Annotated in this window: 10 protein-coding genes; 8 read left to right on the plus strand and 2 right to left on the minus strand. The window is 53.2% G+C overall.

The genetic code is table 11. The annotated features are described in order from the left end of the window. The first annotated feature begins 9 nt into the window (after nucleotides 1-9). The 3 genes from ACLB1Z_RS01600 to ACLB1Z_RS01610 are packed head-to-tail and all read left to right on the plus strand — an operon-like array spanning nucleotide 10 to nucleotide 7,451. Nucleotides 10-2,895, plus strand: a complete 2,886-nt coding sequence (locus tag ACLB1Z_RS01600) for an ATP-dependent helicase (RefSeq protein WP_409561742.1) — start codon at nucleotides 10-12, stop codon at nucleotides 2,893-2,895. Nucleotides 2,896-2,920: 25 nt separating this feature from the next. Further along, a complete protein-coding gene (locus tag ACLB1Z_RS01605) occupies nucleotides 2,921-4,744 on the plus strand; it encodes a site-specific DNA-methyltransferase (RefSeq protein ID WP_409561743.1) in 1,824 nt (607 codons plus the stop codon). Next, nucleotides 4,737-7,451 (plus strand): hypothetical protein, encoded by a 2,715-nt coding sequence (locus tag ACLB1Z_RS01610; protein WP_409561744.1) that lies wholly within the window; start codon nucleotides 4,737-4,739, stop codon nucleotides 7,449-7,451. The genes ACLB1Z_RS01605 and ACLB1Z_RS01610 overlap by 8 nt, the downstream gene beginning before the upstream one ends. A gap of 55 nt (nucleotides 7,452-7,506) precedes the next feature. On the opposite strand, the gene ACLB1Z_RS01615 is transcribed toward ACLB1Z_RS01610, so the two are convergent. After that, nucleotides 7,507-8,196 (minus strand): HNH endonuclease, encoded by a 690-nt coding sequence (locus ACLB1Z_RS01615; protein ID WP_409561745.1) that lies wholly within the window; start codon nucleotides 8,194-8,196, stop codon nucleotides 7,507-7,509. A gap of 581 nt (nucleotides 8,197-8,777) precedes the next feature. Here ACLB1Z_RS01615 and ACLB1Z_RS01620 point away from each other — a divergent pair. The 4 genes from ACLB1Z_RS01620 to ACLB1Z_RS01635 all read left to right on the plus strand — a co-directional run bounded on the left by ACLB1Z_RS01620 (nucleotide 8,778) and on the right by ACLB1Z_RS01635 (nucleotide 12,758). After that, nucleotides 8,778-9,284, plus strand: a complete 507-nt coding sequence (locus ACLB1Z_RS01620; protein WP_409561746.1) for a hypothetical protein — start codon at nucleotides 8,778-8,780, stop codon at nucleotides 9,282-9,284. A 277-nt stretch (nucleotides 9,285-9,561) separates the two neighbouring features. Next, complete coding sequence (locus ACLB1Z_RS01625; protein WP_409561747.1) at nucleotides 9,562-9,810, plus strand: helix-turn-helix domain-containing protein; 249 nt, start codon at nucleotides 9,562-9,564, stop codon at nucleotides 9,808-9,810. 51 nt (nucleotides 9,811-9,861) lie between these two features. Then, a complete protein-coding gene (locus tag ACLB1Z_RS01630) occupies nucleotides 9,862-11,658 on the plus strand; it encodes a tyrosine-type recombinase/integrase (protein WP_409561748.1) in 1,797 nt (598 codons plus the stop codon). Nucleotides 11,659-11,678: 20 nt separating this feature from the next. Beyond that, nucleotides 11,679-12,758 carry a tyrosine-type recombinase/integrase gene (locus ACLB1Z_RS01635; RefSeq protein WP_409561749.1) on the plus strand — a complete coding sequence of 360 codons (1,080 nt, stop codon included), beginning with the start codon at nucleotides 11,679-11,681 and terminating at the stop codon, nucleotides 12,756-12,758. 292 nt (nucleotides 12,759-13,050) lie between these two features. On the opposite strand, the gene ACLB1Z_RS01640 is transcribed toward ACLB1Z_RS01635, so the two are convergent. Next, the gene (locus tag ACLB1Z_RS01640) at nucleotides 13,051-13,626 is read right to left on the minus strand and encodes a hypothetical protein (RefSeq protein ID WP_409561750.1); all 576 of its coding nucleotides are present in this window, start codon (nucleotides 13,624-13,626) and stop codon (nucleotides 13,051-13,053) included. 202 nt (nucleotides 13,627-13,828) lie between these two features. On the opposite strand from ACLB1Z_RS01640, the gene ACLB1Z_RS01645 reads away from it, so the two are divergent. Next, nucleotides 13,829-15,199, plus strand: coding sequence for a hypothetical protein (locus tag ACLB1Z_RS01645; RefSeq protein WP_409561751.1), 1,371 nt, complete (start codon nucleotides 13,829-13,831; stop codon nucleotides 15,197-15,199). Nucleotides 15,200-15,233: the final 34 nt, after the last annotated feature.

Here is a 15,233-nt window from a genome sequence, read left to right on the forward strand (position 1 = left end):
GTCTAACCAATGAATCAAGCTAACCGACAGCAACAACTTGCGATTAGCACTCTTGACGGTCCAGTCCTGATCGTTGCTGGTCCCGGGTCCGGTAAGACGTTCTGTCTCGTTGAGCGGACGGCAAATCTCTTGGCGTCCCGATCTGTTGCACCGGAAAGAGTGCTTGTCGCGACCTTCACAGAGAAGGCCGCAAAGGAACTCCAAGCTCGGATTTCAAACCGGCTGCAGTCCACCCTCTCTGGAATAAATCCGCTCGACCTCGCTGTGGGAACGCTGCACTCTATATTCTTGGCCATGCTGGACGAGTTCCGCGCCTACTCGCGCTTCCGTCGGAACTACACCATCCTAGACCAGTTCGATCAGCAGTATTTCATCTATCAGCATCTTGGCGAGTTTCGTGCCATTGATGGCCTTCTATCGGCCGTGACGACTTCGCCTCAGACGCCGAGTTGGCGCGTGGCCCAGATGCTAGCTGCCAATCTCAACAAGTTGTCTGAAGAAGCCGTCAATCCGGAATCTCTTGCGACGAGCGAATTGCCCGAACTGCGAGCGTACAGCCTTGCCTACAAGCTCTATCAAGAGCTTCTAGAGAAATACAACTATCTCGACTTCTCAACGATCCAGGTTGAAGTTCTGCGTCTGCTCGGGCTGCCAGAGGTCTGTGAACAACTTCAGTCCCGATACGATTACTTGATGATCGATGAGTACCAAGACACAAACACCATTCAGGAAAAGATTCTTCTCATCCTGGCAAACAAGAATCGCAATATCTGCGTCGTCGGTGACGACGACCAGTCTCTCTATCGCTTTCGTGGCGCATCGATCCGAAACATTCTTGAATTCCCTCAACGTTTCCCTTTTGGGTCATGCACGCAAATCAAGTTGACTAAGAACTACCGGTCTCATCCCCGAGTCGTTGAGTTTTATAACGAGTGGATGAAGCTGACGGATTGGCAAGACGACGTGCGATCATATCGGTTCCCGAAAACGATCGAGGCCGAAAGCTCCGACCGTGCAGAACGTCCCGTCGTATTCAAGGTATCCGGTGCCGACGGTGAAGAAAACTGGGCGTCTGAAACCGTTGCTTTCTTGAAGCACCTTAATGCGGAACGCATCCTCAGCGACTGGAACCAGGTTGCTTTCCTTTTTCGGTCCGTTCGCAACCCGAAAGTTGTCGCGTTTGCCAACGCCCTCGAAGCCGAAGGCATTCCTATCTACGCGCCTCGCTCGAACATGTTTTTCGAACGCGAAGAGGTGCGTCTTGTTGTTGGTGCCCTGCTGTTTATGTTCCCGCAATACGGCGCGATACGCACGACAAGCGACAGCATGAACCTCGCCGTCTGGGCGTACTATGACGACTGCCTTCGCCACTTCATCGCGCACCTAAAATCTGGGATCGACGACCAGATCGCCCCGTGGATCACGTTACGCGCAAAACGTCATCTCGCGCTATCGGAAAACACGAACTACTCGTTCGCCGGGTTGTTTTACGACCTGCTCCAATTCCCGACATTTAGTGATTACCTAGGCGAGGATGCGGCGCATGGTGGGGTGCGTGACAGCAGAGCCGCGCGCAATCTGTCCAAGCTGTCTCGACTGTTGAACAAGTACGAGTACCTGTACAACGTCATCATCATTAGGCCGGACAGGCTCGAAAAGGATCTCATTACGCTTTTCAACCTCTTCCTCCGCTTCCTCTGGGACGGTGGCATCGAGGAGTATGAGGATGAGGCCGACTACGCGCCGTCCGGTTGCGTTTCGTTTATGACGATCCACCAATCCAAGGGACTAGAGTTCCCGATCGTCATCGCCGGCTCCCTCGACGCTGTTCCGCGCAAACAACAGAGCCAACTCGATGAAATGCTTGAGCAGGAGTTCAGTGATGACGAGCCGTTTGAGCCTGTAGATCGCATTAAGACGTTTGATTTTTGGCGCCTGTTCTATACGGCGTTTTCACGCGCTCAGAACATGCTCGTGCTCACGTGCCAGGAGAATACGCCTAAAGCACGCGGACAGCGCAACGTCCCGTCCCAGTACTTCCAGCCGGTCTATACGCCGCTCCAGAGCTGGCGGGCGCTGAAGTTTGATCGCAACGTTATTCAGCTTGCCCAAGTAAAAGCTGCGAATCTCAAGCACAGCTACTCGTTTACCTCTGATGTTCTCGTGTTCGAGGGCTGCGCGCAGCAATACCGATTTTTCAAGGACCTTGAGTTCGCACCTGTCCGCACGAACGCCATCCTGTTCGGCACGCTGGTACATCAGACCATCGAGGACATTCACAAAGCGGTGCTGCGAGGTGAAGAAGCCAAGGTCACTGCGCAGCAGATCGATCGATGGTTCCAGATGAATTACGCCAACATTTCACAGAAAGAGCGAGTCTACCTGGCGGAGCCAGTACTGCGCATTGCCCGCCGCCATGTGGCAACCTATGTGGACCGAGAGCGCGTGAACTGGTATCGGCTGCGCGAAGCGGAAGTCGAACTGAGCCTGTTGAAGGAGGACTACGTCCTCACCGGGAACGTCGACCTCATCCAGGCGGACGACGGGTCATTCGAGATCATCGATTTTAAGACCGAGAAGAAGCCGGACCTAATCGCCGATGCCGACAAACTGGCCCGCTATCGTCGCCAGCTCCAAATCTACGCCCACCTCTTCGAGCAAAAACGCAACGTGCATGTCAGTCGCATGGCTCTGTACTACACCGGCGAGGATATGGGGAATCCGCGCATCACGTTCAATCGCGAGACGTCGGATGTCGAAGGGACCATCAAACAGGTGGATGCGGTAATTCAGAAGATCGTGACCAAGCAATACGGCTTGAGAGAGCGGCCAGAGAAGCTTTGCAAAAGCTGCGACTTCCAACACTATTGCGACATGACGTTCTGCAGAGTCTAGTCGCGATGCGCATCAGGGGGAATCTATGAGCAAGACCAAGACAGAAGCGTTCGAAACTTTTGAGATCGATCTGCCGCCGATCCGTGGCTTCCCTGAGCTTCGCTGGGCTGGCAAGCGGCCGTTCACGTCGACGCAGTATTTCCCCGCGCAGAAGAAGGAAGCTTATGGCGATCCGAAAGATGGCTGGTGGAACAGGCTCTACTGGGGCGACAATCTTCAGGTCATGTCTCATCTACTGCGTGAATTCCGAGGGAAGGTCGACTTGATCTATATCGATCCCCCTTTTGACAGCAAGGCCGACTATTTATTGAAAGTTTCACTTCGAGGGGTTGAGGTCGCATCGGACTACACCTCATTCGAAGAGAAGCAGTACACGGACATGTGGAGCAATGATGATTATCTTCAGTTCATGTACGAAAGACTTCATCTCCTGAGAGAGCTTTGTTCGGATAACGGGTACGTAATCGTCCATTGTGACTCCAAACGGTCTCATCATCTCCGAAGTATGATGGACGAGGTGTTTGGCCCAGATCGATTCGTAAATGAAATCATATGGCACTATCGGAAGTGGTCTACAAAGATTCGAGCATTCCAAAGAAACCACGATAATTTGCTATGCTACTGCAAGTCGGCTGAGAAATCTGACGAGCGCACGTTCAATCAACTCGAGTACGAGCCCCCTTCGCAAGGCACGCTTAGGCGGTGGGGCGGGAAAAAACAACAGGCGCGCTTCGACGATTCTGGGCGGCGCACGGCTCACGATACGGAAGAAGATTCGCAGGGATCTCCCCTGTCAGATGTTTGGGAAGGCGAGAGCGCGGACGCCACACCAGACGTTCTCAAAATTTCGATAATAAACCCTGCTGCAAGGGAGCGAGTCGGTTACCCAACTCAAAAACCAGAGGCCCTGTTGGCGCGGTTGATCCGAGCTTTCAGTGGGAAAGGCGATCTTATTTTCGATGGCTTCATGGGTTCGGGTACTACGCAAGCAGTGGCAATGAAGCTCGGTCGACGATTCATCGGTGCGGATATAAATCTCGGGGCCGTCGAAAAAACGATCGCTCGAATCAATAATGTGCGTGATGAGTTGCGATCCGGACAGAACGACTTGTTTGATGCCTCGCTCGACGGGACCGTCGCCGAGGCTTCCGGTGGTTTCGAAGTCTATAATGTCAATAATTATGATTTTTTCCGCAATCCAGTTGAGGCGAAAGAGCTGATCAAAGACGCCATGGAGCTGCAGCCTATGGCGTCCGACAGCATCTTCGACGGTCAACGCGACCAACATTTGGTGAAGATCATGCCGGTGAATCGCATCGCGACGCGACAAGATCTGAACGAGATCATCAATGGACTCGATTTCAAAGCCTTTGAGCGTCGGGCGGCTGAGTCGCCGTCAAAGCCGGTTGAACGTATCCACCTTGTGTGCATGGGGCATGAACCGGACTTAGCCGCAGAATTGCAGAAGGCGGCCAAGCCTTTCGACATCGAAGTTCTCGTGACCGATCTCATCCGCGATAAGGCGCACCTCCATTTCAAACGTGCGTCAGAAGCACGTTTGGCGATCGAGGACGGGTATTTGGTCGTCACGGGATTTTTCCCAATGAACCTCCTGCAAAAGCTCTCTATGGAGGCAGATGCGGTTGAGGATTGGCGGCAACTCGTAGAGAGCATCAAGGTCGACTGGAACTATGACGGTGCCATTTTGAGCCCTTCGATCGTTGATTCACCCGATAAGGATGGCTTGGTGACAGGACGCTACTCAATCCCAGCTGATGCGGCCACCATTCGTGTGAAAATCACCGACCTGCTGTCAGAATCGTGGGAGGGGGAAATTGAGAATGGCTAGAACCTCCACAACCATCCGCCAGGATTTCGCGTTCTTCCAGGCGCTCGCTAACTTTCATCGCGCAAATCGCGGCCGTATCCGGAACCGGTATCGGCAGCTCACACGCCACCTCCTCGATTTCAACGACCCTGCGTTGCGGGCCGACGCCTTTTTACGCCAACCTCAATTCGAGGCGCTTGAGATTTACGTTTTCCTCAAGGAGTTCGGAGAGAACCGACACGTCCACGAGCTTTTCTCGGAATGGGCCAAGAATGAGGGCCTGTTCGAGGGCTTTCAGACCACGGGTGCCGACCGTAAGGGACAGGCCACCATGCTCCCTTTTTTGGAGTTGGAGGGTGAGGCTCAATACGATGTCATTTTTAAGCGCCTGAGCGAGCGGGCGCGCTCATACCCCAATTACATCTTCGCGCTGACCATGGGCCTTGGGAAAACCATCCTCATGGCCACGTGTATCTTTTATGAGTTTTTGCTGGCCAACAAGTTCGGCAAGGACTCGAAATATTGCAAGAATGCACTGGTATTTGCACCGGACAAGACGGTCCTCCAGTCTTTGAAGGAAATCCAGACTTTCGACCTGTCGCTCGTCATCCCGCCGGAGTATGCCAACTTCCTGCGTACGAACCTGAAGTTCCACTTCCTTGATGACACCGCATCGACGATCGGCACCCAGGACGGCTCTTCGTTCAATGTGATCATCTCAAATACGCAGAAGATCATTCTGAAGCGCAGGTCGGCGGAGCCTACCGTCACCGATAAGCTGTTTGCCGAGAGATCAGGAACACTTTCTGAGGTGTATGGCGAGCTGTTCGATATCCTCGGCGAAGCGGCACCAGAGACGGATGCCGATCTCGCCGTGAACGCACGCTTTCAACGCATCGCGCGCCTGCCCCAGCTTGGCATCTATGTCGACGAGGCGCACCACTCGATGGGCGCCTCTCTCGAGAAGGATCTCGGTCAAGCAAAGGATGCGTCAGCCCTTCGCACGACGATCGACGAACTTGCGAAAGCGCTCGAAACTAAAAGGACCAAGGTGGTCGGCTGCTACAATTACACCGGCACACCATACGTCAAAGACAGGATCATGCCCGAGGTCGTCTATGCCTACGGGCTCAAGGCAGCCATCGAGAAGGAATACTTGAAGCAGCCGGAGTTCCTGGACTATTCGGGCAACGTAAAATCCAACGATTTCTTACGCGAAGTCGTCAACGATTTCTGGAAGAAGGAGGGTCAGAACCGCCGCGAGGAAATGTTGCCGAAACTTGCTTTCTTCGCGTCCACGATCGACGAATTGAATAGGGAGCTGAGGCCGGCACTAGAGAAAATCCTCGCCTCCTTGGATATTTCCGCAAGCCGAATTCTCATAAACGTAGGCGACGAGAGGCTAACAACCGCCGAGGAAATCAGAGAATTCAATCGGCTCGATACACCGGAGTCAGAAAAGCAATTCATCCTACTCGTCGGCAAGGGTAGAGAGGGTTGGAACTGTCGTTCTCTTTTTGGGGTTGCGCTCTATCGCGCGCCTCGTTCCCGAATTTTCGTACTTCAGTCTACGATGCGCTGCCTGCGGTCCATAGGCGATATCCAGGAAATCGGACATATCTACCTGTCCAAAGAGAACATGGACATTTTAGAGGATGAGCTTCAGCAGAACTTCCGCGTTACGACTGAGGAGTTGGGGCCGAAGAAGGAAGACGATCGCGTGACCGTCGACGTGACAGCAGTGCCACCCCCCATTGTGTTGACTTTGAAACGAAGGCGCGAACTGTACCAGACCAAGCGGAAGGAAAAGCCGGACAAACTTTCCTTAGACTTATCTGATGAAGCACTCGTCAGTTACCGAGCCCTCGTGCGTACCCGCCGGACCATCAACGGTAAGATCGGACAAGAGACCGACATCACGGATCGCTTGGAGAACCGTGTCTTTTCCGCTTATACGCTTGTCTCAGAGATTGCTCGATACTTCGCAGGAGATGGGGTTTCGCCATTCACCATCGACGAGATGCTCAGGAGTGCGTCGCCCGCACTGGATGAGATCGTTGCTGCCGTGAATATGTCGAATGACGTCCTGTACGACATAATTCTTCCGAAGGTGTTTTACTCGCTCTTCGAGATAGAAACTTATGAGCGTGAGACCGAGGAGCAGGTCGAACTAATCAAGGGATACAACTCACAATCAAATCGGCCGCGCTCGTTTCGCTTCAGGGCGAAACCTGACCTATTGGCGGGCCGTGACTACCCAAAGTACATAGCCTCCAAAGAGCGAACTTTCCATCTCGACCATTACTGCTTCGATAGCCGCCCGGAATTGCAGTTCTTTGAGCGTGTCTTGAGTTTGGAAAAAGGCGATAGGATCTATTTCACGGGCATGCTGGTACACGGCCAGTCGGGATTTCGCGTCAACTACATCCACCCCGACTCCCACACCGTCTGCAACTACTACCCCGATTTTCTGATCATCCGGACCTGCGGCACCACGCATCTGATAGAAATTAAGTCCGCCTGGATGTCCAATGACCCCGTGGTGCTGGCCAAACAAGAAGCCGCGCGGCGTTTGGCATCAGGAAATGAATTCCATTACGCCCTGCTCACCAGCAATGACTTCGACCGGTTTCTGCAAGTTGACGAGGGATGGGGGAAATTTGTTCCAGCCCCTCAGGAGCAAGACCCTTCTCTCGTCTCCTTAGAAGATGCGAATTTTCTGCGCTGATAGTTCATCACGGCTAAGGATCAGATGGTGATCGCGGAACTCGTCGCGGGAAGCCTCAGCAGTTCCTTGCTTGCGAGTCAGCGTCGCGCGTCGATGACGCCCTCTTGGGGATAGAAAATATTTCCTCCAGTCCACTCCATTCAGACTGCGCCGGCGTTCTAAGCAGCGGATTTTCGAGGCCCACCTCGTCAACAGTGTAGTTCATGCGCGCATAGTTACAGGGGGCACATGTAATGGCGATATTTTCAAGCGAGTTATCGCCGCCGCGAGAATGCGGAACGAGGTGATCGTACTGCAGCCACATTGCCTGGAGCGCCGCGTGCTGCGTGGAGTTTGAGCTTCCCCACCGCAAAGCCTCCGGCAGGAATTTCCTGAGCCGATTGCGAACTTCAGACCGAACAACGGGTATCCCGCAAAACCGACAATGATACGTGTCTCGATGGATTAGCGCCTGTCGTGTCGCCTTGTCAGGCATTCTCTGCGCCGTTCGCGAGATACGAATAGTGCCCGTACCGACAATCAGAGACGGTACGGTCCAAATTTGTGAACTGCGCCAAAGAGCTTCCGTCCAATCTCTAATCCTGGGAATGTCGGCTGCGCGAACCAAGGCATCAGCATCTTGAACTCTGCCTGAGAGAAGCGCCGAAGCGGCACCCTTCAAATAAGTTGCGGCCTCATAAATTTCGGGAATGGGTTCAAGAAGACAGCGCGGACGCGATGTTGAAACTCCGCTGATGAAAGACATGAGTAGCCGCTTACCTTCCTATTTCCCCGATTAGCAAGTCTAACTGCTGCAGGTGAACGAATGGCAAAATTTGGATCTCGATGCGGCCTGCGAAACAACCCAAAGAATCGGCACAGATACAAAGTTAAGCGACATTCAGCGTCGCTGTTGGCGCGGGCCAGCCATAGAGTGGCGTCGTTTGAGATAAAACTTTATATTTGCGAACTGCGCAGGCTACTGCAGATTGTGGAGGACGGTCAGTGGGCGAATGCAGGTGGATCACCAAGGATGATGTCGACGATGCCTTTCGAAGGCTACACCGTTCTTTTCTGAAAGCGTTATTGGTCCAGACCCTCTTAATCGGATTTTTTGTAACTTGGCTTTTTCACTGTTGACCAACAGAATCGCTCTCTGCATCGCTTGGTATCCGGTTAACCGGCGCCGATGCGGAGGAATGCCGCTATGTGGTTGATCTCTCGTCGGTCATATTTTCTAGGCTAACCATATCGCCCATTATCGAGATGCCACGTGTCGTTCTAATTGCCTTGAGGCCGGCATCTAGCCAGTTTCCATTTATCGATGGAATTGGAGATGGTGGAATAATGAGTAAGGGTAGTTCGAAAGAAAAAATTGAAATGATAGCCGATTGGGCGGGGGACGGATTCATTTCAATTGCCAAGCGGCTGCGAGAAATTCAGGACGAAAGTCCAGAAAGCTTCGTTTCTGTAGCCGAGTTCATGGGTATTGGTTTGCGCAAGGCGTATGATCTCGCGAAAATAGACCGAACCTTCAGTGCACTCGGAGTCGACGAAAAGCGCCTCGCGGCGATCGGCTGGAGTAAGGTGCGGCTGCTCTGTGAGCATGCGGAAGAGAGCATTCTTGAAGAATTGCTGATCCTGGCTGAACAATGCACAGCGCGCGAATTGGCAATGTACCTAAAGCAAGACTTTCCCAGCCCCGGTATGAAGAGCGTGCTCTTCTATCTTGAGCCCAAGAATTACGAGGTTCTCGAGAAGGTATTGGTCGCCTATGGCGCAATTAAAGTCGGGCGTGGTCTGATCGATAAGGAAGATGCGCTGCTCCGAGCTCTGTCCGACCTGAAAATCTGAAAAATGTCGCGGAGGTAGGGGCTTTGAGTCATCGCATTCGTGATGTCAAATTTCCTCCAAGAGTGTTTGCTTTTCAAGATACGTGCATCAATTTCGGGTGGCTCAGAAACAAGCCACCCGAGAAATCTCTTGTTCCCAATCCGATGTGACTGATCATTATTCCGGATTACCAGCGCCGTTTGTTTGAGCCAGCTGGTGATCGCGGGGTCGAGGCGATGCTTTCGGCAAGCTGCAGTCATCACCTGCTCTCACGGTGCGCTTCATGGGAGTAGAATTGATGCCCTCTCGTATTCCGCAGAAGCCAATCAAAGTGACACCTTTGACAGACTGTACTGGCGGGAACCAGCCAGTCAATCTGCTCACTATTCGATGCGCCGCCGAATATCTCGCCGTATCGGTGCCAACCGTTCGCCGCTGGATCGCGGCGAATTATTTCCCTGTCTATCGGGTAGGCCGTCAAATCAGAATTGAAAGGCAGGAACTAGCCAGTTTCTTGGAAAAAGGCCGTCATCCCGGGCCTTGTTAATTCCCCATCTCACTACTGCCAAGGAATAATCTAATAGGGGAATAACAAAATATGATCCATGATAGCGCGTGCATAACAATGATAACTCCTGACTATAACAATGGCAATAAGGAGGAGGTGAGAGCCACTTCCGCAATCCATACGCTTCGAGACCTGCGGGAGTTTATTGCAGGATGCAATCTGGGTGGTCCAAAGAAGGAGCAAGTCCGGTCGGCTATCAAGCGGGTCGATCAACTCATTGGGCACGGCGCGCTCGACCTTCCTGCGGACTGCGCCAAGATCATGTCCAAGCTCGGCCAGTTCTCCCCGGCGATGGCTGGAATGACCCCGGGGGCCTTTGCCAACTTAAAATCCCGGGTTCGGACAGCCTTCCGACTGGCGAAGCCGTGTATTGCGACATCCAACTCAAAACTTCCGCTGCGCGCCGAATGGCGATTGTTTCGGACGGGCCTGGCAGTCCGTGATCTCAGGTCGACATCGCGTCTGGTCCACTTCGCGAATGCTCAGGTATGGTCGCCGCAGGACATAACGGACGGTCATATTGAAAGATTCAAAAGCCACCTCTGCGAAGAGGCGCTTGTCGTCAAATGGGATGACGTGGTTAGGGGGACAATTCGCTCTTGGAACCGCATTGCGATCGCCGATCCCAATCAAGGCCTTGTGACATTGACGCCGCCCGAGCCCAAGAGGACGCCGTACTGGATCAGTCCCGACTTGTTTCCTCAAAGTCTTCAGGCCGAAATTGCACGGTTTCTTTCCGAAATGAGCGATCCACCTCTCTTCGGAGCCCGATTAGAGAAAGTGCGTTGGCAAGCTCGCGACGGTCGCCGTCGGCCGGTTCGAAGGAATCTGAAGTTTACGACGATTGGTCAATATCGCAACTGCATCAGTACAATGGTGTCTTCCCTGGTCGCAGCTGGATTGCCGCTCGCGTCGCTTTCGAGTCTTTCTACACTGGTTGCGCCTCGCAATCTTGAGCAGATCTTGCGCTTTTTACATCAGCGCGCAGGAGAGAAAGTAACGCCGTACCTTTTGAACATTGCAGTGCGTGCTCGGCGAATTGCGGAATGGTCCAGATTGCCGGAGGGCGATCTCGAGCACCTCGATCAACTGGTCGCGGCTGTCATCGAAGAGTCTCCGCGCAAGCGGGGTATGACGGCAAAGAATAAAGCTCTTCTTGATCGCTTGGATGACCCGAAATTTCGGGATCTGATTTATTTGATGACAGGGATGCTTGTCGAACGGGCGCGGACCAGCAGCAATCGCGCCTGGGCTGCAAACATCTTCCGGACAGCGGTTGCGATTGAGATTCTTCTAGTTTGCGGGGTGCGTCGAGAAAACCTCGTCAGTCTCGAGCTCGACAAGACCATCCGCAAGATCGGTGCAGGAAAGAACGCCCTCTGGATTGTGGAGATCGCAGAAGGTGATGTGAAAAATGGTGAACCGCTCAGGTTTCACTTGCCAGAAGAAAGTGCCGAGCTGCTCGAAATCTACCTACGTGAATGGCGTCCACTGCTCTGCAAGGAGCCTAGCTCGTGGTTGTTTCCCAATTTCACCGGCCAGATGCTAGATCAGCGATCGATGACGGTCAGCATTCGGAACGCGACCAAGCGCATCCTTGGTGTGCCAGTTTCTACGCATCAGTTCAGACATATTTCGGCGGAACTCTATCTCCGCAACAATCCCGAAGGTTTGAGCACGGTGAGCCAGCATCTCGGTCACCGGGATTTCAATACAACTCGAACTTATTACGCGCGCAAGCAGCAGCGTGAGGCGAGCCGTCGCTACCAGGAGCGAGTGATCCTGGATCGATCTGAAGCAGCTAGGCGATCGCGGGGTCGGAAATAATGGCTAGGGAGAGATAGGTCTTGAGCACAGCGTTGAGTTTGAAGGTGAAAGAATGGCCTGCCTGCGATCAAGAGCGCTGGGCTGCCGCATGCCAACCCAGCGTATTTCTTTCGGGTTCATCACCCGCCCGAAACTGGAGCCCGAAGCGACGGCGTATCTGTGAGCAGGCTTACGGTCAGTGGCTGGCCCATTTGAAGAGCAGTTCCTGCCTTGAGGTCGAGGAATGGTCGGGGGACCGTGTCACGTTCGACAATATAAAAGCATTTGTTGTTGAGCTGCAGAAACGGGTTTCTCCGTGGAGTGTCGCCATGATGGTGGGGGCGCTGCAGCGGATGCTCGACGTCATGGAGCCAAAGTGCGACTGGAGCTGGATAAGGGGAATAACGTCCGATCTTAAGGCCATTGCAAAAGAGCGTCGCGATAAGCGGCCGCATATGGTTTCGCCAGAGCAACTCTACGACTTGGGCATCAGGCTCATGATCCAAGCCCGCGCGAGCGACAACCGAACTTATCCCTTCCCCGCTTTGCAGTGGCGAGACGGCATTATGATCGCGATGCTCATCTGTTGCCCCGTTAGAATTGCCAACTTGGTATCGATCGAGATCGGGACGCACCTGTTTTTTGATCATGACCGCTATAGGCTTCGCTTCCCGGAAAAGGAAACCAAGACAAAAGAGGCTTACGAAAGTGAATTGCCTGCCGAGTTGACGCCTTGGATTGACGACTATCTGAAAATCCACCGGACGGAACTTCTTGCGAAGGCAAAGAGGCCCTCATTTACGTCCCGACTTTGGATTGATCGTTGGGGTAAGCCGATGGGCGAAGCATCTGTTCGCGCTCAGATTGAGAAGCGAACGCTCGATGCCTTCGGGCGGCGGATTTGGCCACATCTATTCAGGACGATTGCGGCGACAGGGGTTGTCGATCATGCGCCCGATCAAATAGAGATTGCACCGGACCTACTTGGTCACGCCGCTCTCGCCACAACGAGCAAGTATTACATCCTCTCCCGAGGAATGCAGTCACATAGAGCCGTCCAAGAGGCGCTCTTATTGGGTAGGAAGGAAGCCCTGCGCCGAACAAATAATAGTTCTCTGTGATTTAAATTTTGCAATTGATTGCAAAAATGCACAGCTTGACAATTGAAATTGTTCTTCCGTCCGGTTCGATTAGAGTCTTGATGTTTGTCGTTCGTCTCACTTAACTGGAGGTCGCATGCTCCTTTTTGCTCCTGGGGGGAGGGTGGCCGGATGATCAATGGGCACTAAAGCCGCTCGGGAATTTGAAAATCTCAACAACGTACTGGTACGTGGGAGCAGGGAATTTACATGGTCATTCCCCCCCCCCCCGCATCCTCGACTTTCGAAACAGAAAGCGGCCTTAGCAGGCGAATTACGGTGCGTCGGCCTGACTGACTTTTCTGATTATTGACATCAGAGCCTTTTCCACCCCGGACAAGCCCTTTCCCCGTTTCTTAGCGCCGTGCTTCATGACTGCCTTTGCAAACTTTGCATATTGGCTCTCATCAAGCCGGAGGAGCATGCACCTAGTCTCTTGTTCGAACGGTTGATCATCGAGATGGAGCTGGCATTCGCGGGCCGTGTGGCTCTCCGCAAACTTTAGCCAGTGCTCAACAGTTCTCGAGGCGGTGTCGTCTTTTACACGGGCGGAAATCATGCAGAGCTTCGTCCAGCCGATTGCTTCGAAGCGTTCCGCATCCCAATAGTCCTCAAGCTTTCGAGCTATGTCCGCAAGGTGGTAGGCTTTTCTTTGGGAAATGCCCGATCTTTCGGCCAAATTGCGAAACGCGGAGCCGTCGCGCTTGAGCGAACGGAAGGTATACAAGTCGTCTGCCAGCTTCAGGACAGAGGTTTTTGGCTTTTGGGCAAGCGAAGGAGCGCGCTTAGTTATCTCGCTGACGACCTCTTTCGCTGTCTTCGGAAACTTAGGTTTTGAAGTGGCGGGCATGGCTGTTCTGTCTTCCGAGCAAACTGGGGTAGCGCGTTCCTATACAATCAAAGTCTTTTCTCGTCATCAATCCAACTCCAGGGCCAAGATTGCAATCAATTGCAAAAATTTGACTTAACTATCAGGAAGAATTGATGTTTTTTCTATTGCTATCCCGTGGTACGACTGCCCCTGTAACGGATGAAGTGCGGAGGATTTCGGATTGGCGGGGCATCCATCAAATTTTGTCGAAATGGATGAGCATCCATTTCCGACGCAGGCATCGGCCTTCCAGCTGAAATCCATGATCCGCTTCGTGGGAAAATGTTACGCACGCCGGCGGCAGGCTCTCAGTTGCTATCGGGCTGCGGTGAAGAGTCGGGACATTGACCAACAGAGGCTCTGGGCCAGTATCTTGGTTTCAGATCAGGATTGCCTGATCGCCTACACAGTTCAAGCTAACAAAGCACTCCCCCTTTCAGCCCGCATACCGCTTGAGGATTGCATCGAAGTTCCGTTGTGGATGTCGGTCAAAGCTCCTTTGCCAGAGACAGTTTGGGCTTGGGCAACGCCAAAGGGAAACGGCAAGTATCGGACGATGGCGAAGTTCGGTCCTCGGCAAAAGGCGATGCAACTAATCGCCAAGGACTTGGTCGCCACCCACTTTGTTCCGCGCAAATTCCAGTTTGGCCATCGCGGCGTTCACAGGGCAATCGCTTCCTTCCGCGAACTAACGAGACTAGCACCGACGCATTTTGCCCATCTCGATATTCGAAATTTCTTCGGCAGCTTCGAGAGGGAGCAACTGAAGGAACTGCCTGTCCCACAGGGATTGGTAGACTACGTCGTCTCAGGACGACACCTGAACGTGAAGGTAGACACGAGAAGGAGTCACAAGAAGGACCCAAAGGTCCAGACCCCATATCCCAATGCCTCCATGATCATTACGGACGCCCGCTCGGGAATTCCTACAGGCTCTATCTGCTCACCGATAGTTAGCGGCTGGTCTTTGTCACGGCTTCGCTGGGAACGAGATGACGTAGCTTTGATCAACTACGCCGACAACTTTTTGCTGCTCGCTGCTTCTGCTCAGAAGGTCGAAGCCGCGGCGGAGCAGTTCGTAAAGGCCGTAGGAAACCTCCCGGGCGGGAATTTCACGCTTGCACTGCGAGAGTCTGGCAAGACTGGAGACCCATTCTCGTTTCTCGGGCATCAGCTTCAGATCAAAGGAGGGAGTGCATCGATAAGACCGACCAATGAGACGATCGGGGCATTCAAAAACAAATTCGATGAATTGGAGTGCAGTCTAACCGACTTAATGGAGGTGGGCGGCAAAGACCTTGAAGATGCCAAGCTGATCCTTCTCAAAATGAGAGAGCTTATCCATGGATGGGCGGGGGCATTCAGCGAGTGCGACGACATCGAGCTGATACTTAGAGAGTCTCGGAGAGCCCTCAAATTCTGGATGCAGGCGTTCGATTTGTCAGAGAGGGCGCTAGACGATTTCAAGAAGCACTGCGGTAGCGTTGTCCATATCGATTTTTCTGGGCTGACGATTTTCAGCGATCACGAGTTGTTGGAGCTGCCCCCCTAAGCGCCGCTATCAAAGTTACTCGGGAGCAACCGCC

This window comes from Hyphomicrobium sp. MC8b (assembly GCF_905067615.1).
GTDB lineage: Bacteria > Pseudomonadota > Alphaproteobacteria > Rhizobiales > Hyphomicrobiaceae > Hyphomicrobium_B.

Coding starts and splice junctions, on each gene's coding strand:
- ACLB1Z_RS01600 (WP_409561742.1), top strand. CDS start 10: ATGAATCAAGCTAACCGACAGCAACAACTTGCGATTAGCACTCTTGAC.
- ACLB1Z_RS01605 (WP_409561743.1), top strand. CDS start 2,921: ATGAGCAAGACCAAGACAGAAGCGTTCGAAACTTTTGAGATCGATCTG.
- ACLB1Z_RS01610 (WP_409561744.1), top strand. CDS start 4,737: ATGGCTAGAACCTCCACAACCATCCGCCAGGATTTCGCGTTCTTCCAG.
- ACLB1Z_RS01615 (WP_409561745.1), bottom strand. CDS start 8,196: ATGTCTTTCATCAGCGGAGTTTCAACATCGCGTCCGCGCTGTCTTCTT.
- ACLB1Z_RS01620 (WP_409561746.1), top strand. CDS start 8,778: ATGAGTAAGGGTAGTTCGAAAGAAAAAATTGAAATGATAGCCGATTGG.
- ACLB1Z_RS01625 (WP_409561747.1), top strand. CDS start 9,562: ATGCCCTCTCGTATTCCGCAGAAGCCAATCAAAGTGACACCTTTGACA.
- ACLB1Z_RS01630 (WP_409561748.1), top strand. CDS start 9,862: ATGATCCATGATAGCGCGTGCATAACAATGATAACTCCTGACTATAAC.
- ACLB1Z_RS01640 (WP_409561750.1), bottom strand. CDS start 13,626: ATGCCCGCCACTTCAAAACCTAAGTTTCCGAAGACAGCGAAAGAGGTC.